Source organism: Amycolatopsis sp. NPDC049691 (genome assembly GCF_040675005.1).
Classification (GTDB): domain Bacteria; phylum Actinomycetota; class Actinomycetes; order Mycobacteriales; family Pseudonocardiaceae; genus Amycolatopsis.
Genome location: NZ_JBFANX010000014.1, coordinates 246,285 through 265,037, shown reverse-complemented (window position 1 = coordinate 265,037; position 18,753 = coordinate 246,285). Strand labels below are relative to the sequence as shown.

At 71.9% G+C, this 18,753-nt stretch carries 18 protein-coding genes; 10 read left to right on the top strand and 8 right to left on the bottom strand.

Annotated features, from left to right (window positions below; genetic code table 11):
* Positions 1 to 369 precede the first annotated feature (369 nt).
* Positions 370 to 2,010, top strand: a complete 1,641-nt coding sequence (locus tag AB0J40_RS29945; RefSeq protein ID WP_364459220.1) for a VWA domain-containing protein — start codon at positions 370 to 372, stop codon at positions 2,008 to 2,010.
* Here the strand turns inward: AB0J40_RS29945 and AB0J40_RS29940 are convergent.
* From AB0J40_RS29940 to AB0J40_RS29925, 4 genes are read right to left on the bottom strand one after another with little or no spacing between them, the layout of a single operon-like run.
* On the bottom strand, positions 1,964 to 3,334 hold the full coding sequence (locus AB0J40_RS29940) for an amino acid permease (RefSeq protein ID WP_364459217.1): 1,371 nt from the start codon (positions 3,332 to 3,334) through the stop codon (positions 1,964 to 1,966). The two genes, AB0J40_RS29945 and AB0J40_RS29940, sit on opposite strands and share 47 nt — an antisense overlap.
* Positions 3,335 to 3,375: 41 nt before the next feature.
* Positions 3,376 to 4,323 carry an EamA family transporter gene (locus AB0J40_RS29935; RefSeq protein WP_364459214.1) on the bottom strand — a complete coding sequence of 316 codons (948 nt, stop codon included), beginning with the start codon at positions 4,321 to 4,323 and terminating at the stop codon, positions 3,376 to 3,378.
* 50 nt (positions 4,324 to 4,373) lie between these two features.
* The gene (gene wrbA / locus AB0J40_RS29930) at positions 4,374 to 4,988 is read right to left on the bottom strand and encodes an NAD(P)H:quinone oxidoreductase (RefSeq protein ID WP_364459211.1); all 615 of its coding nucleotides are present in this window, start codon (positions 4,986 to 4,988) and stop codon (positions 4,374 to 4,376) included.
* A gap of 34 nt (positions 4,989 to 5,022) precedes the next feature.
* Positions 5,023 to 5,838, bottom strand: a complete 816-nt coding sequence (locus tag AB0J40_RS29925) for a lysophospholipid acyltransferase family protein (RefSeq protein WP_364459208.1) — start codon at positions 5,836 to 5,838, stop codon at positions 5,023 to 5,025.
* A 154-nt stretch (positions 5,839 to 5,992) separates the two neighbouring features.
* Here AB0J40_RS29925 and AB0J40_RS29920 point away from each other — a divergent pair, with 154 nt between their 5' ends.
* Entirely contained in the window at positions 5,993 to 8,476 is a 2,484-nt protein-coding gene (locus tag AB0J40_RS29920; RefSeq protein ID WP_364459205.1) for a DNA translocase FtsK, read from the top strand.
* Positions 8,477 to 8,512: 36 nt separating this feature from the next.
* Positions 8,513 to 8,941 carry a hypothetical protein gene (locus AB0J40_RS29915; RefSeq protein ID WP_364459202.1) on the top strand — a complete coding sequence of 143 codons (429 nt, stop codon included), beginning with the start codon at positions 8,513 to 8,515 and terminating at the stop codon, positions 8,939 to 8,941.
* On the opposite strand, the gene AB0J40_RS29910 is transcribed toward AB0J40_RS29915, so the two are convergent.
* The 3 genes from AB0J40_RS29910 to AB0J40_RS29900 form a co-directional block, all read right to left on the bottom strand.
* A complete protein-coding gene (locus tag AB0J40_RS29910; RefSeq protein ID WP_364459199.1) occupies positions 8,934 to 9,545 on the bottom strand; it encodes a nitroreductase family protein in 612 nt (203 codons plus the stop codon). The two genes, AB0J40_RS29915 and AB0J40_RS29910, sit on opposite strands and share 8 nt — an antisense overlap.
* A 50-nt stretch (positions 9,546 to 9,595) precedes the next feature.
* On the bottom strand, positions 9,596 to 10,030 hold the full coding sequence (locus AB0J40_RS29905) for a phospholipase (RefSeq protein WP_364459196.1): 435 nt from the start codon (positions 10,028 to 10,030) through the stop codon (positions 9,596 to 9,598).
* Positions 10,031 to 10,136: 106 nt separating this feature from the next.
* The gene (locus AB0J40_RS29900) at positions 10,137 to 10,649 is read right to left on the bottom strand and encodes an amino-acid N-acetyltransferase (RefSeq protein WP_364459193.1); all 513 of its coding nucleotides are present in this window, start codon (positions 10,647 to 10,649) and stop codon (positions 10,137 to 10,139) included.
* Positions 10,650 to 10,745: 96 nt separating this feature from the next.
* On the opposite strand from AB0J40_RS29900, the gene rimO reads away from it, so the two are divergent.
* The 7 genes from rimO to AB0J40_RS29865 all read left to right on the top strand — a co-directional run bounded on the left by rimO (position 10,746) and on the right by AB0J40_RS29865 (position 17,702).
* Positions 10,746 to 12,182: a 30S ribosomal protein S12 methylthiotransferase RimO gene (gene rimO, locus AB0J40_RS29895; RefSeq protein WP_364459190.1), complete on the top strand. Its 1,437-nt coding sequence runs from the start codon at positions 10,746 to 10,748 to the stop codon at positions 12,180 to 12,182.
* Positions 12,179 to 12,820, top strand: coding sequence for a CDP-diacylglycerol--glycerol-3-phosphate 3-phosphatidyltransferase (gene pgsA, locus AB0J40_RS29890; protein WP_364459187.1), 642 nt, complete (start codon positions 12,179 to 12,181; stop codon positions 12,818 to 12,820). Before rimO ends, pgsA begins: the two co-directional genes overlap by 4 nt.
* A gap of 2 nt (positions 12,821 to 12,822) precedes the next feature.
* Positions 12,823 to 13,284 carry a nicotinamide-nucleotide amidohydrolase family protein gene (locus tag AB0J40_RS29885; RefSeq protein ID WP_364459184.1) on the top strand — a complete coding sequence of 154 codons (462 nt, stop codon included), beginning with the start codon at positions 12,823 to 12,825 and terminating at the stop codon, positions 13,282 to 13,284.
* A 99-nt stretch (positions 13,285 to 13,383) separates the two neighbouring features.
* Positions 13,384 to 13,842 carry a helix-turn-helix transcriptional regulator gene (locus AB0J40_RS29880; protein ID WP_364459181.1) on the top strand — a complete coding sequence of 153 codons (459 nt, stop codon included), beginning with the start codon at positions 13,384 to 13,386 and terminating at the stop codon, positions 13,840 to 13,842.
* Positions 13,843 to 14,074: 232 nt separating this feature from the next.
* Complete coding sequence (locus tag AB0J40_RS29875) at positions 14,075 to 14,920, top strand: PspA/IM30 family protein (RefSeq protein ID WP_191314316.1); 846 nt, start codon at positions 14,075 to 14,077, stop codon at positions 14,918 to 14,920.
* Positions 14,921 to 14,952: 32 nt separating this feature from the next.
* The gene (locus AB0J40_RS29870; protein ID WP_364459178.1) at positions 14,953 to 15,939 is read left to right on the top strand and encodes a hypothetical protein; all 987 of its coding nucleotides are present in this window, start codon (positions 14,953 to 14,955) and stop codon (positions 15,937 to 15,939) included.
* 332 nt (positions 15,940 to 16,271) lie between these two features.
* Complete coding sequence (locus tag AB0J40_RS29865; protein ID WP_364459175.1) at positions 16,272 to 17,702, top strand: amidase family protein; 1,431 nt, start codon at positions 16,272 to 16,274, stop codon at positions 17,700 to 17,702.
* On the opposite strand, the gene AB0J40_RS29860 is transcribed toward AB0J40_RS29865, so the two are convergent.
* A complete protein-coding gene (locus tag AB0J40_RS29860) occupies positions 17,668 to 18,711 on the bottom strand; it encodes a quinone-dependent dihydroorotate dehydrogenase (protein WP_364459173.1) in 1,044 nt (347 codons plus the stop codon). The two genes, AB0J40_RS29865 and AB0J40_RS29860, sit on opposite strands and share 35 nt — an antisense overlap.
* Positions 18,712 to 18,753 lie beyond the last annotated feature (42 nt).

Sequence of the window (18,753 nt, the reverse complement as noted above, 5' to 3'; positions counted from 1 at the left end):
CCCCAATGTGGCCTTGGTTGCGTCTGACGCACCCAATGTGGCCTTCGGTGCGTCAGACGCACCGAAGGCCACATTGGGGCGCTTGTCTAGCGCGTCACCGTGGCCAGGCCCAGGGCGAAGGCCACCGTGGCGATCTGGCGCAGCAGCGCCCTCCTCGCCTGCCGTTGTTCGGCTCGTGTCGGTTTCATGCGTACCCCCAAGCGGTAGACGTCCAGTGTTCCGCTTGTCCGCCTTCCGGACATCCCGCTCCGGGACGACAGCCGCCTCCCTCCCCGGGGTGAGGCGTTGTTAGGCCGTCCGGACCACGAACCGGCGCTTTGCCCGGCGCTAACCTGAGTCCCACCCCGCCTCGCCGAAGAGAGGCCGCCGATGGGACGACACTCCGACGGAAGACGCCGGTTGCTGGTGCCCGTCGTCGCGACCGGTCTCGTGGTCGTCCTCGGGGCCGCCGCCTGGGTGACCGTTTCGGCGGTGCGATCCCGGCCCACCTGCGTGCAGCCGGCGAAGGTCCTGGTCACCGCGTCCGCCGACGTCGCACCGGCGCTTTCGCTCGTCGCGCGCGGTCTGGACCTCCAGTGCGGCTCGGTCGAGGTCCAGACCAGGGAGGCGGCGTCGGCCGCCGAGCGGCTCGCGATCTCCGACGGCAGCCCGCGTCCGCAGGTGTGGGTGCCGGACTCGACCCTGGCGCTGCGGCGCGCCCGCCGGCTCGGCGCCGGCGACGTCCCCGAGTCCGGGGCGTCGGTGGCCAGCTCGCCGATCGTGCTGGCCACCGCGCAGGACGTCGTCAAGGGCATCGGCTGGCCCGAGCGCAGCCCCACGTGGGCCGACGTGCTGGGCGCGCCGGGCGCGGTCCCGGGGATGCCCGACCCGGCCCGCGACGCGGTCGGCGCGCTCGCGCTGCTCGGGCTGAAGGAGAGCGTCCGGTCGGCCCCCGAGCCGGCGGGCGCGTATGTGGCGTTGCTGCGGCGGGTCTCGGCCAACACGCTCGGCGCGGAGACGGACCTGATCGCACGGCTGCCCGGCTCGAGCGGCAGCGGCGGCACGGCTTCGGTGACGGCGTTCCCCGCGTCGGAGAACTCGGTGCTGCGCCACAACATCGAGGACCAGACGTCCCCGCTGGTCGCCGTCTACACGACGGCAGTGCCCACTTTGGACTACCCGTTCGCGGAGCTGGGCGGGATCACGCCACAGCAGCGCCCGATCGTCGACGCGCTGCGCGACGCAGTCCTCGGCGACGCGGGCGCGGACGCGATCGCGAAGACGGGCCTGCGCGCGGCGGGCGGCCAGGCGCTGCGCGACCGCACCGACGACCCGCGCGTGTCGTCACCCGGCATCCGGACGGCGAACCTCCCCGCCGCGGGGGCGGTCGACGAGCTGCTCAACCAGTGGGCCGGGGTCAACCTGAGCGCGCGGGTGCAGGTGCTCATCGACGTGTCGGGGTCGATGAACGCCCAGGTGCCGGGGACGGGGCTGAACCGCATGCAGGTGACGGTGCAGGCGACGGAGAAGGCACTGCACCTGTTCAAGCCGACGACCCAGCTGCGCATGCTGGCGTTTTCGACGCGCCTGGACGGCGACAAGGACTACCGCGAGCTGCTGCCGATGGCATCGGTGGCCCAGCACCTCTCGAGCGGCGCGTTGGACCGGCTGGCCCAGCTGAAGGCGACCCCGGACGGCGGAACGGGCCTGTACGACAGCGTGGTGGACACGTACCGGACGGCCCGCCGCGAGTGGGAGCCGGGCCGGCTGAACCTGGTGATCGTCCTGACGGACGGCCGCAACGAGGACGCGCACAGCATCTCCCGCGCGGACGCGCTGGCCGAGCTGACGAACCTGCAGGACCCGCACCGCCCGATCCCCCTGATCGGGGTGGGCATCGGCCCGGACGCGGACAAGGCCGAGCTGGACCAGCTGACGGCGGTAACGGGCGGGCAGGCGTTCGTGGCCCCGGACCCGGCGAAGATCACGGACGTGTTCTTCGGGGCGCTGAGCCGGATCGCCGGCGGATGAGGGCGTACACGCCCAGGATCACCGCCAAGCTGATCAGGCTCAAGAACAGCTGCGACCGCGCGTCCTCGTCCACGAACAGCATCGACGCCACCACGACCAACGTCAAAACCAGCGTCAACCAGCTCAGCCACGGATACCCCCACATCCGCAGCTGCAAGGTCTCCGGTGCTTCCGACTCCAGCCGCCGGCGCATCCGCAGCTGGGAGCCGCAGATGATCGCGTACACGAACAAGGCAACCGCGCCCGCCGAATTGATGATGAAGTAGAAGATCTTGTCCGGGGACACGTAGCTCATCACCACCGCCACGTAACCGACCGAAGTGGACACCAGGATCGCCTTCCACGGCACCCCGCGCGCGTTCGTGTCCGCGATCCACGACGGCGCCCACCCGTGGCGGCGCAGGGCGAACAACATGCGGGATGCCGTGTACAGTCCCGAATTCAGCACCGACAGCGCCGCCGTCAACACGACCGCACTGACCACTGTGGACGCCGCCGGGACGCCGAAGCGGCCGAACGCCGCCGCGAACGGGCTCGTCTCGCTCGGGATCTCGCGCCACGGCGTGATCATCACCAGCAGGGCCACCGATCCCACGTAGAACACGATCACGCGCCACACGATCGTCGACGTGGCCTTGCGGACCGCCGTCTCCGGCTGGTCCGACTCCGCCGCCGCGATCGTCACGATTTCCGCGCCGAAATAGGAGAAGATCACGATCACCACGCCGTGGACGACCGAAAACCCGCCGTTCGGCACGAAGCCGTCGAGGCCGATGTTGCCCACCGAAAGGTGCGCGCCCGGCCAGAGCCCCAGCACGAACAGCAAGCCCAGCACCAGGAACACCACGATCGTCGCGACCTTGATCGACGCCAGCCAGAACTCCGTCTCGCCGAACGACCGCGCCGACGCCAGGTTCGTCGCCGTCAGCAGCAGCATCAGCGCCAGCGAAAACACCCACTGCGGCACGCCGGGGATCCAGCCCTGCAGGATCTTCGCGCCGGCGACCGCCTCGAACGCGACCACGCCGACCCAGAAGTACCAGTACAGCCAGCCGATCGTGAAGCCCGCCCAGCCGCCGAGGGAGTCCCGTGCGTACTCCATGAACGAGCCGAGCGCCGGCGCGGCCGTCGCCATCTCGCCGAGCATCCGCATGACGAGCACGACGAGCAGTCCGCCCAGCGCGTAGGACAGCACGGCCGCCGGGCCCACCGTGTGGATCACCGCGCCGCTGCCGATGAACAGGCTCGCGCCGATGATGCCGCCGAGGGCGATCATCCGGACGTGCCGCTGCCGCAGTTCGGGCCGCAGCCCCGTCGTCGTCATGGTGGGGGATTCTCGCACTTCGGCGACACCCCGTGAAGAACTCAGCTCGTCAGGATCTCGGACTTCCGCTGCACCAGGTACGCGCCGGCCAGCAGGATCGCCGAGCCGAGCAGCTGCGGCCACGTCAGCTCCTCGCCGAGCAGCGCCCACGCCGTGATCGTGACGATCACCGGCTCGACCAGACCCAGCACGCTCGCGACCGACGCCGGCAGGTGCCGCAGCGACGAGATCCCGAAGACGTAGGCGAACACGGTCGCCACCAGCACCAGCAGGACCAGCAGCAGCCACACCGGCGGGCGCCACGGGCCGAACGCGACGTCGGTGCCGAGCAGCCCGGCCGGCCACGTCCACGGCGGCGCGACGAGGCCGACCAGCACCGCGCCGATCACCATGCCCCAGGTGACCAGGCCCAGCGGGTCGATGTCGGCCACCGCGCGCTCGCCGAGCAGGAAGTACCCGGCCGAACACAGCGCCGCGCCGAAGCCGGCGAGCAGCCCGAGGCCGTTCAGCGTGACGCCCTGCCAGACCTGCGCGACCAGCGCCAGCCCGAGCATGGCCAGCGCGATGCCGCCCCACACCGACCGCGGCAGCCGGTGGCGCCGCACGAACCGCACCCACAGCGCGATGAGCACCGGCGAGACGAACTCCAGCAGGATCGCGATGCCGACCGGGATCCGGCCCGCCGCGACGAAGTACAGCAGCTGCACCCCGGCCACCCCGAGCAGGCCGTAGCCGGCCAGCACCGGCAGCTCGGCCCGGCGCACCCGCAGCTTCCGCGGCGCGACCAGCGCCACCCCGGCGAGCAGCACCAGCCCGGCGACGCCGATCCGCATCGCGGCCACCTGCTCCGGGCTGAACCCGGCGGACATCGCGGACTTGCCCAGCGTGCCCGATGTGCTGAAGAACAGCGCGGCCAGCAGGACGAGGGTGGTCCCGCGGCCGCGGTGGGCCACCCGGGGCGGGGCGAGGACGGGCAGCTCGGTGGTCACCACCGCGACTGTAGGGCCCCGCCGCGTCACTGCCAAAGCGCTTTTTCCGGTTACTCGGCCTGCTTCAGCCCGGTCGCGACGTGCGTCGTGATCGTCGCGAGCCGGCGCCCCTGGACGCGCAGCGCGCCGAGCGCGAGGTCGTCCGGCGCCGCCGACCTGCGGGAGACGAACGAGCCGCCGTACGGGTTGCCGGACTCCATCAGGTGCGGGTCGGTGTAGCCGAGCGGGACGACGATCGCGCCCCAGTGGTAGAAGACGTTGTTGATCGCCAGCAGCGTCGACTCCAGGCCGCCGTGCCGGGTGGACGCCGTCGTGAACGACGTCGCGACCTTGTCGGCGAGCTTTCCCTGCGCCCACAGGCCACCCGTGCTGTCCAGATAGGACTTGAGCTGGGCCGCGGGGCCACCGAAGCGGGTCGGGCTGCCGACGGCGAGCCCGTCGGCCCACTCGAGGTCGTCGAGGGTGGCGAGCTCGTGGTGCGGCCCGGCGTCGACCCACGCCTGCCAGCGCGGGTTCTTCGCGATCGCCTCGGCGGGCACGGTTTCCGGCACGGTCCGCACGCGCACCTCGGCCCCGGTTTCGCGGGCCCCGGCGGCGAGCGATTCGGCGAGGGCGGCGGTGTTCCCGGTCGAGCTGTAGTAGACGACGAGTATCCGTGTGCTCACACCCGCCGACTCTAGGCGAGCCGGCGCCCGCGTCTCAGGATCCGGACTTCGGCTTCCACGGGCTGACCGTGTCGGTCGGCCGCGTCGGGTCGTGGAAGCGCGGGCGGTCCGGCTCCGCCGCGCGCAGCGGGACGAGGCCGTCGGTGATCGCCTGCATGATCTTCGCGTGCGCGCGCACGCCGGCGCCGGGCCGCTCGGGTTCGACGTCCGACAGGTCGACCGGGTCGCCGAAGTGCACCCGGAACCTCGGCCGGCGCAGGGGAGCGCTGAGCCCGGAGCGGGCGAGGGGGACGAGGTCGGCCGGGCCGTTGACGGTCTCGGTGCCCCAGTAGACGGCCTCGTGCGCGCCCCACTGGCTGATCGGGATCACCGGCACGCCCGAGGCCAGCGCCAGCCGGGCCGCGCCGGTCTTGCCGCGCTCCGGCCACAGGCCGGGGTCGTGGCTGATCCGGCCCTCGGGGTAGACGATGATCGGCTCGCGGGTGGTCTTCAGCGCCTCGACGGCTTCGGCGAACTGCCCGACGGCCGTGCCGGCGTGCTTGCGGTCGACGCGCAGGTGGCCGCTGACCCGCAGCGCCGGGCCGATGACCGGGGCGTCCAGGATGCCGCCCGCCAGCATGAACCGCGGGTTGATGCCGATCCGCTTGCACGCCGCCATCAGCACGAACGCGTCGAACACGCCGATGTGGTTCGCGGCCATCAGCAGCGGCTTGCCGCGCAGCCGGGCGGGGATCCGCCCGGTGACGGTCAGCTTGCCGACCAGGTTCACCAGCCCGCGGTCGATGTTCAGCATGGTCCGCCAGATGGCGGGGGCCCGACGGGAGGTGTTGTCGGAGTTCAGCGCGACCATGGGGCAGAGCATGGCAGACGCCGATTTCACCCGAATGCGCACCGGTGGATCGGTTCACCCGGATGGCCGCTCAAGCACCGTGTGAGGCAGAAGTTCACCCTGGGCCGAGAGTGGCGCGTGGGACGAACGCCGACGGCCGGTTACCGTAAAAGGCATGGCTGGGTCGGCGACGAGGAAGCGAAGCACGAGTAGCGGCGCGAAGGGGGCAGCGGCGCGTAAGCCGCGTACACCCGCGAAGTCCCGTCCCGCGGCCCGCAAGCCGGCCCCCCGAGCCCGCCGCAAGACCCCCGGGATCTTCGGCAAGGGCGTCCGCGGCACCTGGAACCTCCTGGCCAAGGGCATCGGCACCCTGGCCCGCACCGTCGGCCGCACCCGCGAGCTGGAGCCCGAACACCGCCGCGACGGCGTCGCGCTGGGCCTGATCGCCCTGGCCATCGTCGCGGCCGTCGGGGTCTGGTGGCGGGCCGCCGGGCCGATCGGGGCCGGGGTCGAGATCGCCACCCGGACCGTCCTCGGCGCCGGGGCCGTGACGCTGCCCCTGGTCCTCGTGGTCGTCGCCGTCGCGCTCATGCGGTCCGAGCCGCACCCGGAGACCCGGCCGCGGATGGTCATCGGGACGATCATGGTCGTCCTGTCCGTGCTCGGGATGCTGCACATCTTCACCGCGCTCCCGGACACCAACGACGGCCGCATGTACGCCGGCGGCATCATCGGCGCCTTCTCCGGCGGCCTGCTCACCATGGGCGTCACGACCTGGGTCGCCGTCCCGCTGCTGATCCTCGCGCTCGTCTTCGGCGTGCTCGTCTTCACCGGCACGCCCGTCCGCGAGATCCCGCACCGGCTGCGCAACTGGGGCCTCGACGAAGAGGAGCTCGCCGAGGCCGAGCAGCAGAAGTCCGGCTTCGCCACCGACGAGGACACCGTCACCGAGGCCGACCCGAAGGCCGCGCGCCTGCGCAAGCCGTCGCGCCGCCGCCAAGCCGCCGACGCGAACCCCGAGCAGCTCGACATCGACGCCGCCTTGGCCGAGGTGCCGACGCCGATCAAGCCGCCCAGGGCCGTGCCCAAGCCGGCGGAGGTCCCCGAGAAGAAGCCGAAGAAGGCGCCGGAACCGCCGCTGGCCGTCACGCGGACCGTCGAGGGCGACTACCAGCTCCCGCCGCCGGACCTGCTGAAGCTCGGCGACGCGCCGAAGTCCCGCAGCAAGGCCAACGACGCCATGATCGAGGCGATCACCGGCGTGCTGGAGCAGTTCAACGTCGACGCGCAGGTCACCGGCTTCACCCGCGGCCCGACGGTGACGCGCTACGAGGTCGAGCTCGGCCCGGGCGTGAAGGTCGAGAAGATCACCGCGCTGACCAAGAACATCGCCTACGCCGTCGCGACCGACAACGTCCGGCTGCTGGCGCCGATCCCCGGCAAGTCCGCGGTCGGCATCGAGGTGCCGAACTCCGACCGCGAGATGGTCCGCCTGGGTGACGTCCTGCGCGCGCCGTCCACGGTCAAGGACAACCACCCGATGGTGATCGGCCTCGGCAAGGACATCGAGGGCCACTTCGTCACCGCGAACCTGACGAAGATGCCGCACCTGCTGGTCGCCGGCTCCACCGGTTCCGGTAAGTCGAGCTTCGTCAACTCGATGCTGGTGTCGCTGCTCGCGCGCTCGACGCCGGACGAGTGCCGGATGATCCTGATCGACCCGAAGATGGTCGAGCTGACGCCGTACGAGGGCATCCCGCACCTGATCACGCCCATCATCACCCAGCCGAAGAAGGCCGCCGCCGCGCTGGCCTGGCTGGTGGAGGAGATGGAGCAGCGCTACCAGGACATGCAGGTCAACAAGGTCCGGCACATCGACGACTACAACAAGAAGGTCCGCTCCGGCGAGATCACCGCGCCGCCGGGGTCCGAGCGCGAGTACCGGCCGTACCCGTACATCATGGCGATCGTCGACGAGCTCGCCGACCTGATGATGACCGCCCCGCGCGACGTCGAGGACGCGATCGTCCGGATCACCCAGAAGGCGCGTGCCGCGGGTATCCACCTGGTGCTGGCGACGCAGCGGCCGTCGGTCGACGTCGTGACCGGCCTGATCAAGACGAACGTGCCCTCGCGGCTGGCGTTCGCGACGTCGTCGCTGACCGACTCGCGGGTCATCCTCGACCAGCCGGGCGCGGAGAAGCTCATCGGCATGGGCGACGCCCTGTACCTGCCCATGGGCGCCGGCAAGCCGGTCCGCATCCAGGGCGCGTTCGTCGGCGACGAGGAGATCGCCGCGGTCGTCAACTACGCCAAGGAGCAGGCGCAGCCGGACTACCAGGACGGCGTCACCGCGGCCAAGGCGGGCGAGAAGAAGGAGATCGACCCGGACATCGGCGACGACCTCGACGTCCTGCTGCAGGCGGCGGAGCTGATCGTGACGTCCCAGTTCGGCTCGACGTCGATGCTGCAGCGCAAGCTGCGGGTCGGGTTCGCCAAGGCGGGCCGGCTGATGGACCTGCTGGAGAGCCGCGGGATCGTCGGCCCGTCGGAGGGCTCGAAGGCCCGTGACGTGCTGATCAAGCCGGAGGAGCTGGACTCGGTCCTGTACCTGATCCGCGGCGGCGACCCGTCGCCGTCGGACTCCGACGAGGAGTAGTGCAACCCGCCGCCGGGTCCGTTCCGTCCTGAGCGCATGGACCCGCAGCGCATCGCAGCCGGATTGTTCGCCCTCGCCGTCGTCGCGGTGGGCGCCGGGAGCTCGGTCGCGGCCGGGCAGCCGGTGCCTGCCCGGCCGGCGGCGCCCTCAACCGTCAGCGCCGCCCCGCGGGGCGACGTCACCCTGCGCGTCGGGGAGGAAGCCGCGATCCAGGGGAAGGACCTGGCGGTCCGCTACCTGCGCGTCGTTTCCGACTCGCGGTGCCGCCCGGCCATGACGTGTGTTTGGCAGGGCGAGGCGACGCTGGCGTTCCTGCTGAGCGAACCGGGCCGCGGCGAGAGCACGACGGCCGAGCTGCACAGCGGTCCCCGGACGGGCCCCCAGGCGACCTCGTTCGCCGCCGGCCGCGTCGAGCTGGTGTCGGTGAGCGAGGACGGCCGGGAGGCCACGATCCGGGTCAGCTGAGGGGCGTGCCCCAGTGGTCGAGGTAGGCCACCTCGGACAGCGGGACCCGCTCGGCCGGCTTGAAGTCGGGGGTCGTCGTGTAGGCGACCGGGAGCAGCCCGGCCTGGGTGTGGCCGTCGGGCACGCCGAGGATCTCGGCGGCCTCGGCCTCGCGCGAGAGGTGGTACGTCGTGAGCGTCGAACCCAGCCCGCGGGAACGCAGCGCCAGCTGGAAGTTCCAGACCGCCGGGAAGATGCCGCCGTAGAAGGCCGCGTCGGTCGCGTTGTCGCCGGTGGGACGGCCGCGCAGGCAGGGGATCACGAACACGGGCACCCGCTCGATCACGTCGATCAGGTGCCGGCCCGACGCCAGCGCGCGCGACGGGCCTTCCTTCGCCCGCTCGGCCAGGTAGGCCTCGCCGACCTCGCGGAAGAGCGCGCCGAGCCGCTCCTTGACGCCCTGGTCGCGCACCACCAGCCAGCGCCACGCCTGGGCGTTGCCCGGGGTCGGGGCCTGCAGCGCGAGGGTCAGGCACTCCTCGAGGACCTTGGGCTCCACCGGCCGGTCGAGGTCGAGCTTGCGCCGGACGGCGCGGGTCGTGGACAGCAGGTGATCGATCTCCATGACCCCATCCTGGCCCGGGCCGGGTACGACCCGGGCCAGGGGGAGCGGGCTCAGCCGCCGAACTTGCGGACCGCCTCGTAGTACGTCCAGGCCGCGCCCTTGCAGGCGATGTTGGACCCGCAGACGCTCTTCAGGTCCGAGTACAGGTTGTCGTCGATCTTCAGCCGGTTCGCCTCGGTGAACCGCCCCTGCTTCTTGTAGTTGCGGTACCCGAAGTCGTGCCGGTGGCAGCCGGGGAGGAACTTCCAGCCGAACGGGTTGTCCGGGGCCCAGGAACAGCCGTCGGACGACCAGTCGAGCTGGCCGTTGTAGGGCGCCTGGCCCCGGATCGTCTCGAAGTTCGAGAGCGAGGTGTGGAACAGGTACTGGTCGGTCACGGTCGGGATGTCGACCGCCGCCGCCGTGCCGGCGCCCAGCAGGGCACCCCCGCCGACAGTCGCGGCCACCGCGACGGTGGCCCCCAGGTTCCGCAGAGTCGTGCGCATCTTGTGCGTTCCTTGCTGATCAGGTGAGGAATTGACCTGATCATCCTGGGACACCGGGGTGGCGCGCGTCACCGCCCGGACGGAGGTTAAGGGGAAACCTTCAGACTTAGGGGTCCGGGAGTTCCAGCAGCATTCGCGAGTTGCCCAGCGTGTTCGGCTTGACGTAGGGCAGGTCGAGGAACTCGGCGACACCCGTGTCGTGCGAGCGCCGCATCTCCTCGTACACCTCGTGCGACACCGGGGTGCCCTGGATCTCCACGAAGCCGTGGCCCTGGAAGAAGCTCGTCTCGAAGGTCAGCACGAACAGCCGCTTGAGACCCAGCTCACGGGCCTCGTCGATCAGCCGGGCGACGAGCACCCGCCCGACGCCCTGGCCGCGGACGGCCTTGTCGACCACGACGGTCCGCAGCTCGGCGATGTCCTCCCACAGCACGTGCAGCGCGGCCGCGCCGACGACCTCGCCGTCCACCTCGGCGACCCAGAACTCCTGGACCGCTTCGTAGAGCGTGACCAGCTCCTTCTCCAGGAGGACGCGGCCGGCGTCGGAGTCGACGAGGGCCTTGATCTTGCGGACGTCGGCGATCCGCGCGCGGCGGACGGCGGGGGAGGCGGACGGCACGAGTGTCAACACTGCCACATCGCCGCGGGCGGCCGCCGACACAACCGGGCTACGCCGTCGTCAACCTGCCCGGGACCGGCGGCTACCCTGAACGTCGTGCCTTCTCCTGCCGTTGACCCTGCCGCCACCCGACGCGTCTCCCTGCTGACCCTGGGCTGCGCCCGCAACGAGGTCGACTCGGAGGAGCTGGCGGGCCGGCTGGCGGCCGGCGGCTGGGAGCTGGCGGCCGATCCCGAGGACTCCGACGTCGTGGTGGTCAACACCTGCGGCTTCGTCGAGTCGGCCAAGAAGGACTCCGTCGACACGCTGCTGGCGGCCTCGGACACCGGCAAGAAGGTCGTCGCGGTCGGCTGCATGGCCGAGCGTTACGGCCACGAGCTGGCCGACAGCCTGCCCGAAGCCGACGCCGTCCTGGGCTTCGACCACTACGCCGACCTCTCCGACCGGCTCGACGACGTCGTCGCGGGCCGCAAGGTCGCCTCGCACACCCCCGGCGACCGGCGCAAGCTGCTGCCGATCAGCCCGGTCCAGCGGCCCGCCGCGGCCGAGACCGTCGAGGTCCCGGGGCACGCGCAGCACGGCTGGGGCCCGCGGGTGTTGCGCACGCGTCTCGACGACTCGCCGGTGGCCGCGCTGAAGATCGCCTCCGGGTGCGACCGGCGTTGCTCGTTCTGCGCGATCCCGTCGTTCCGCGGCTCGTTCGTCTCACGGCAGCCGGACGAGATCGTGGCCGAGGCCATGTGGCTGGCCGAGCACGGCGTCAAGGAGCTGTTCCTCGTCAGCGAGAACTCGACGTCCTACGGCAAGGACTTCGGCCGCGACGGCGCCACCGCGCTGGAGCGGCTCCTGCCGAGGCTGGCGGAGATCGACGGCATCGAGCGCGTCCGCGTCTCCTACCTGCAGCCGGCCGAGACGCGCCCGCAGCTGGTCAAGGCGATCGCGACCACGCCGGGGGTCGCCGAGTACTTCGACCTGTCCTTCCAGCACTCCAGCGAGCAGGTGCTGCGCCGGATGCGCCGGTTCGGCTCCACCGACTCGTTCCTGGCGCTGTGCGAGCAGATCCGCGAGTACGCGCCCGAGGCGGGCATCCGCACCAACGTCATCGTCGGCTTCCCCGGCGAGACCGAGCACGACCTGAGCGAGCTGGAACGCTTCCTGACCGGCGCGCGCCTCGACGCCGTCGGCGTCTTCGGCTACTCCGACGAGGACGGCACCGAGGCCGAGACCTTCGACGGCAAGCTGGACGCCGAAGAGGTCGCCAAGCGCGTCACGCGGATCTCGGCGCTGGTCGAGGAGCTGACCGCGCAGCGCGCCGAGGACCGGATCGGCACGTTCGTCGACGTCCTGGTCGAGCTGGACGACGACGGCGAGCTCACCGGCCGCGCCGCGCACCAGGCCCCGGAGGTCGACGGCGAGTGCGTCATCCTCGACGCGCCGGAAAAGGTGCAGGTCGGCGACTTCCTGCGCTGCGAGGTCGTCGACTCGGCGGGCGTGGACCTGATCGTCCGCGCGGTACCGGACGCCGACCGGTGAGTGCGCTCCCCAGCGACGCCGCCGACGAGGGCACGGCCCACGACGGGCCCGCCCAGGTCCCGGTGGCGACCCCGGTCCCGACGCTCAACGTCGCCAACCTGCTGACCCTGTCCCGGCTGGTCCTGGTCCCGCTGTTCGTCGTCGCGCTGTTCACCGGCGACGGCCACGACACCACCTGGCGGGCGATCGCCACCGGCCTGTTCGCCGTCGCCTCCTTCACCGACCAGCTCGACGGCTGGGTGGCCCGCAAGTACGGCCTGATCACCGACTTCGGCAAGATCGCCGACCCGATCGCGGACAAGGCGCTGACCGGTGCCGCGCTGGTGGGCTTGAGCGTCCTCGGCGAGCTGGGCTGGTGGGTCACGATCGTCATCGCCGTCCGCGAGATCGGCGTCACGCTGCTGCGGTTCTGGGTGATCCGGCACGGCGTGATCCCGGCCAGCCGCGGCGGCAAGGCCAAGACGATGGCCCAGATCGCCGCGATCGTGGCGTACCTGCTGCCGCTGCCCGCGGGCGCGGACCCGGTCCGCTGGGCGCTGATGGGCCTGGCCCTGGTGCTGACCGTCGTGACCGGCGTCGACTACCTGGTCCGGGCCGTGCGGCTGCGCGCGGCCGGGCGCCGGGTCACCGGGAGCTGAGGGTGGACGCGCGCGAGCTGGTCGCGACCCTGACCGCGCGCGGCGAGACCGTGGCCGCCGCCGAATCGCTGACCGCCGGGCTCGTCTGCGCGACCCTCGCGACGGTGCCGGGAGCGAGCGCGGTCCTGCGCGGGGGACTGGTGGTGTACGCCACGGAGCTGAAGACCGCGCTGGCCGGGGTCGACGCGGACCTGCTGGCCGAACACGGCGCCGTCCACGCCGAGGTCGCCGCCCAGCTGGCCGAGGGCGCGCGCGACCGGTGCGGGGCGACGTGGGGCCTCGGGCTCACCGGCGTGGCCGGGCCGTCACCCCAGGACGGCGTGGCGCCGGGCACCGTGCACGTCGGGCTCGCCCGGCTGGGAACACGCACAGTCCGTACCCTGGCCTTGAGCGGAGATCGCGACATGATCAGGACCGAGTCGGTCTCGGCGGCGTTTGCCCTGCTCGGGGAACATCTGGCGTGAAACACGCGTTCGCCCTTGGCGTACGGACACACCAACTCCTGCGCCCAGGGCGCCGCTCTGGGTAACGTAGGGGGTACTTGTTCGGAAGGGAGGCGCGTGATGACCGTGCTGTTGCGTGAGGCGATCGGTGATCGGCTCCGTCATGCCCGCACCAACCAGCGTCGTACGCTGCGCGACATCTCCCGCGCCGCCAGGGTCAGCCTCGGCTACCTCTCGGAGGTGGAGCGGGGCCAGAAGGAGGCGTCGAGCGAGCTGCTCGCGTCCATCTGCCAGGCCCTGGACCTTCCGCTCGGCGAGCTGCTGCACAACGTGGCGGCGGACGTTTCGGCCCTCGACAACGTCGAGGTCGCACCGGTCGACGAGCGGATCGCGGAAGGCGCGCCCCGGGAGAAGAGGGGCGCCGAGGCCTCGGCGGCCGGCATCGAAGGCGGTCGCCTGATGTCCGAGCTGATCGGCAACGACCTCGCCGACCTGCGGGTTTCCCCGGCGCCGCGGATGAACACGACATTGCGGACGACGATCGGCCAGCCCAAGCTGGCCTCGACGATAGCTGCGTAGATCCAGCCGCACACGACCGCACGGCCCCGGGCAACCCGCCCGGGGCCGTCGGCGTTGTCTACGGGTGGTGATCGGGGGCATCCCTGAATTCGGCCGGGTCGCCTGGAACGGACGTGGCCGACCTGACACGATGGAACCCAACGCCGGGGTCGGTGCGTTGCACATGCAGGGGAGCGACGCCCCACACCCCGAGTACCTAGGCCCGTGGGACGCAAGAAGGCAGGCGGAGGAGATGGCCAACCCGTTCGTGAAGTTCTGGAAGTACATGATGGCGGCGTTCTCGTCGAAGATCGACGAGCACGCCGACCCGAAGGTACAGATCCAGCAGGCCATCGAGGAGGCGCAGCGCAACCACCAGGCGCTGACGCAGCAGGCCGCCTCCGTGATCGGCAACCAGCGGCAGCTGGAGATGAAGCTCAACCGGCAGCTCGGCGACGTCGAGAAGCTGCAGGCCTCGACCCGGCAGGCGCTCGTCCTCGCGGACGAGGCCCGCGCCAAGGGTGACGAGCAGAAGGCCGTCGAGTTCGAGAACGCCGCGGAGAGCTTCGCCACGCAGCTCGTCACGGCCGAGCAGAACATCGAGGACCTGAAGACGCTGCACGACCAGTCGCTGCAGGCCGCGGCGCAGGCGAAGCAGGCCGTCGAGCGCAACTCGCAGATGCTGCAGCAGAAGCTGGCCGAGCGCACCAAGCTGCTCTCGCAGCTGGAGCAGGCGAAGATGCAGGAGCAGGTCTCCGCCTCGCTGAACCAGATGAGCCAGCTGGCCGCGCCGGGCAACACGCCGTCGCTGGAAGAGGTCCGCGACAAGATCGAGAAGCGCTACACCACGGCTCTCGGCCAGGCGGAGCTCGCCCAGAACTCCGTCCAAGGGCGGATGATGGAGGTCCAGGCCTCCACCACGCAGCTGGCCGGCCACTCGCGGCTCGAGCAGATCCGCTCGTCGATGCGCGGCGAGTCGGTCGCCCAGGTGACCGACGGCGGCAAGACGGCGGCCCAGAAGCCGGCCAGCAGCTCGGCCGACATCCAGCGCGAGATCCAGGCGCGCGTGCAGGCCGAGCAGGGCAAGAACCCGGCCTGACACACCGGGCCGGCAGTCCGAAGGGGGCGAGCATGGGGCAGCAGGGCAGACGACACGACTTCAGCGAGTTCGGCGCGAAGCTGGAGAAGCACATCGAGAAGCTGCCCGACTACGCCGTGCGCGCCCAGGAGAAGCTCCAGAAGGTGCAGCGGTACTTCCCGCCGGCCGACCAGGCCGGCGGGAGGCCCGCACCCCAGCGGCCGAACCCGCTGCAGCGGCCGCCGGTCCGCCGCCCGGACATGACGGCGACGTTCTCGTCGATGGCGAACCAGGTGCCGGTCTTCGCCGAAGCCCGCGCCAAGTGGGACCGCTGGAACCACCCGGCCGCGAAGCTGGAACGCCGCAAGCGCCGGACGTCGCGGGCGATGACGCTGTGGATCATGCTGACGATCCTGTGCGGTGTCCTCACCCTCGCCGCCGGGATGGGCTGGATGAGCGCCACCGGCGCCCCGATGATGCCGCAGGCGATCATGGCGTTCGCCGGCGCGGTCGTCTTCGGCACGTTCGGCGTCCGAAGCGGACTCAAGCTCCGCGAACTCAAGAACACCCCGCTCCCGTCCGCGCCGGCGGGACCGCCGCCGCTGCCGCCCGCCGGGTCCGCCGCCCGCGAGCCGATGGAACGGCTGGCGGAATGCGAAGCGTCGCTGGCCGAACTGCTGCGCCAGCTCTCCGTACCGTCCTCGGTGGGCACGACGCCGGTGTCCGAAGTGTCCGTCGCGGATGCCCGGCAGACCGCGACCGAAGCCGCGGCCGCCCTGCGTGGCCTCGCCGGTCGCATCCAGGCGATCGAACGCGGCCGCAACTCCGCGCCGGCCCGTGAGCAGGCGGCCCTGGACGCGGCGGTCGGCAAGCTCCGCGAACAGCTCGACGACGGCCTCGAGGGCTACCGCGGACTGGTCGCCGCGGCCGGCCACACGGTCGCCGCCTCGAGCGACGGCCTCGTCACGTCCAAACAGGCCCTCACCGACGCCACCGACCGCTTGGCCGGCCTCGCGATGGCGTTGCGCGAGCTTTCCTGAGCCGAAACGCGGCTCGATCACGCGAAGCGGGCCGCCGCCTGCGCCGCTTGGGTTTCAAACTCGGCCGTTCGGGTGCCGCCGACCGGGCGAACCGGATCTTCGTCACCCGGCGTGCGTGATCGTGCGTTTCACGCGGGCGTCGCGCCCTGTTCACCTCCCGGCTCCGAAACACTCGCGTAATCGGAAACTGATCGCGACGGAAACGTAAGCCAGCTAACGTTTCCGCTATGCAGGTAGAGGTGTCACTAGCCGGAAGGACCGCCGTGGGCTGAAGTTCGGCGGCGCCGACCGTACACAGTGGACTTTCTCGACCGCCGAGGAAAGGACGCCCCGTGAACACGCTCCCGCCGGATCCGGACCCCGTCCCCACCACCCCGCCCACCGCCTCCCACCGCGTCATCGCGGCCTTCGAGCGCCTCACCGAGGCCGACCGCCCCGAGCTCTGGTCCACCCTGCGCGCCGTCGAAGACGTCCTCGTCGACGCGAAGGCCGTCGACGAGCGCGTCAAGGCGGGGGAGGACCTGCCGCTCGCGGGCACCGTCTTCGCCGTGCCGGAGCTGATCGACGTCGCCGGGCAGCCGTCCGGCCGCTCGGTCCCGGAAACCAGTGCGACGATTGTTTCCCGGCTCACCGCGGCCGGTGCCGTCGTGCTCGGCAAGACCGGCGCGGGCACCGTGGCCTCGGCCTGGGACCGCACCAAGGCCGGCGGCCGCGGCGCGGCGGTCGCCGTCGCGCTCGGGATCGTCGACCTGGCCCTGAGCACGGCGGGCGCGGTCCCGGCCGCGCTGAACGCCGTCGTCGCGGTGAAACCGACCCGTGGCCTGCTGCCGATGACCGGCGTCCGCTCTTCCGAAGCCGTCTCGGTTTACGCGACCGGCCTGGTCGCCGCCCGCCGCGCGCTCGCCCTGATGACGGGCCCGGACGGCGTCTCCCCGACCCGCGCCTGGCCCGCCGACGTCCGCCTCGGCGCCGGCGAGCACCCGCGCATCGCGTACCCGAAGAACCTGCCCCTGAGCGCCGCCGCGGCGATGGCGTTCGACGGCGTCGTGAAGCGGCTGACGGCGGCCGGTGCCGTGCTGGAGCCGGTCGTCCTCGGTGAGCAGGCCTTCGAGGACGCGCTCCTGCTGCCCACCGTGCCGGACCACCCGGACCTGGTCGAAGCCCTGGCCGACCCGGCCGGGGTGCAGCACCGCCTGGCCTCCTGCACGGCGTTCGCGAACCTCCTCGACCTGGCCGCGGTCACCGTTCCGGTGCTGCCCGGGGACAAGCGCCCCTTCGGGGTCACGTTCCTGGTTCGGGCGTTCGAGGACCAGATCGGTCTGGACCTCGCGACCGTCTGCACCGACGAGCCCATGACGCCCTACCCCGAACCGGGCGAGGACGTCGTCGTGTTCGGCGCGCACCTGCGCGGCCAGCCCCTCAACGCCGACCTCACCGCGCTCGGCGCCCGGTTCACCGGACCGGTCCGGACCACCGAGGGCTACCGGATGGTGCTGCTGGACACCGAACCACCGCAGCCGGGCGTCCTCGAAGGCGGCACCACCCTCGACGGCGAACGCTGGCGCCTGTCCCCGGCCGCGTTCGAGCGGTTCGCCGCCACGCTGAAGGAGCCGTTCGTGCTCGACCGCGTCGTGCTGGACGACGGCACCGCACCACTGGCCGTCCGGTGCCTGACCGCCGAGGGACCCGGTCTGGACCGCTACGAGTCCTGGCGCGGGTACGTCCGGTTCACCTCGACGGCCGGGCTGCGAGGCCCCGGCTGACCCGGCGCACCAGGCCCGGGCCGTGCAGCGCGAAACCGGTGTAGAGCTGCACGAGTGACGCCCCGGCGTCCACCAGCCGGACGGCGTCGTCCGGTCCCATGATCCCGCCGACGCCGATGATCGGCAGGCTCCCGCCGGTGTGGTCGTGCACGAACCGCACGACCTCCGCCGCGCGGGCGGTCAGCGGCCGGCCGGACAGTCCTCCCGCCTGTCCGGCCAGGCTGCTCTCCGACGGCGCGATGCCGTCGCGCGACAGCGTGGTGTTGGTGGCGATGATCCCGGCGACGCCGTGCTCGAGCGCGACCTCCAGGAGTTCGGCGAGGGCGTCGTCGGTCAGGTCCGGCGCGACCTTCACCAGCACCGGCGTGGGGGTGCCGCCGCCGGCGAGCTCCGCGGCCGTCGTGCGCAGCTCGCCGAGCAGCTCGGCCAGCGCGGCGCGGTCCTGCAGCTGCCGCAGCCCCGGCGTGTTCGGCGAACTGACGTTGATCGCGAAGTAGTCCGCGTACGGGTACAGCGCACGCAGCGAGAAGCGGTAGTCCTCGACGGCCTCGTCGAGCGGCGTCACCTTCGACTTGCCGATGCTGATCCCGAGCGGCACGCCGGGTTTCCCGTCGCGCGCGAGCTTGGCGGCGAGCGCCTCGGCGCCGTCGTTGTTGAAGCCCATGCGGTTGATGACCGCGTCGCTGGCCGGGAGGCTGAACAGCCGCGGCTTCGGGTTGCCCGGCTGCGCCAGCCGCGTCACGGTGCCGACTTCGACGAACCCGAAGCCGAGCGCGGCCCACGCGGGCAGCGCGCGCCCGTTCTTGTCCATGCCGGCGGCCAGGCCGACGCGATTGGGGAAGCGCAGGCCCAGCACGGTGACCGGATCGTCGACGCGGAGGGCGCCCCCGAGCGCGGGCGCGGCCTTCCCGAGCGAGGCCAGGACGCGGACCGTGCGCTCGTGCACCAGCTCGGGATCGTGGTAGGACAGCCGGTACAGCGCCGGGCGGACGATCTTGTCGAAGAACACGCCCCCATGCTGCCAAACCGCCCGCGGACCGCTACCCGAGCG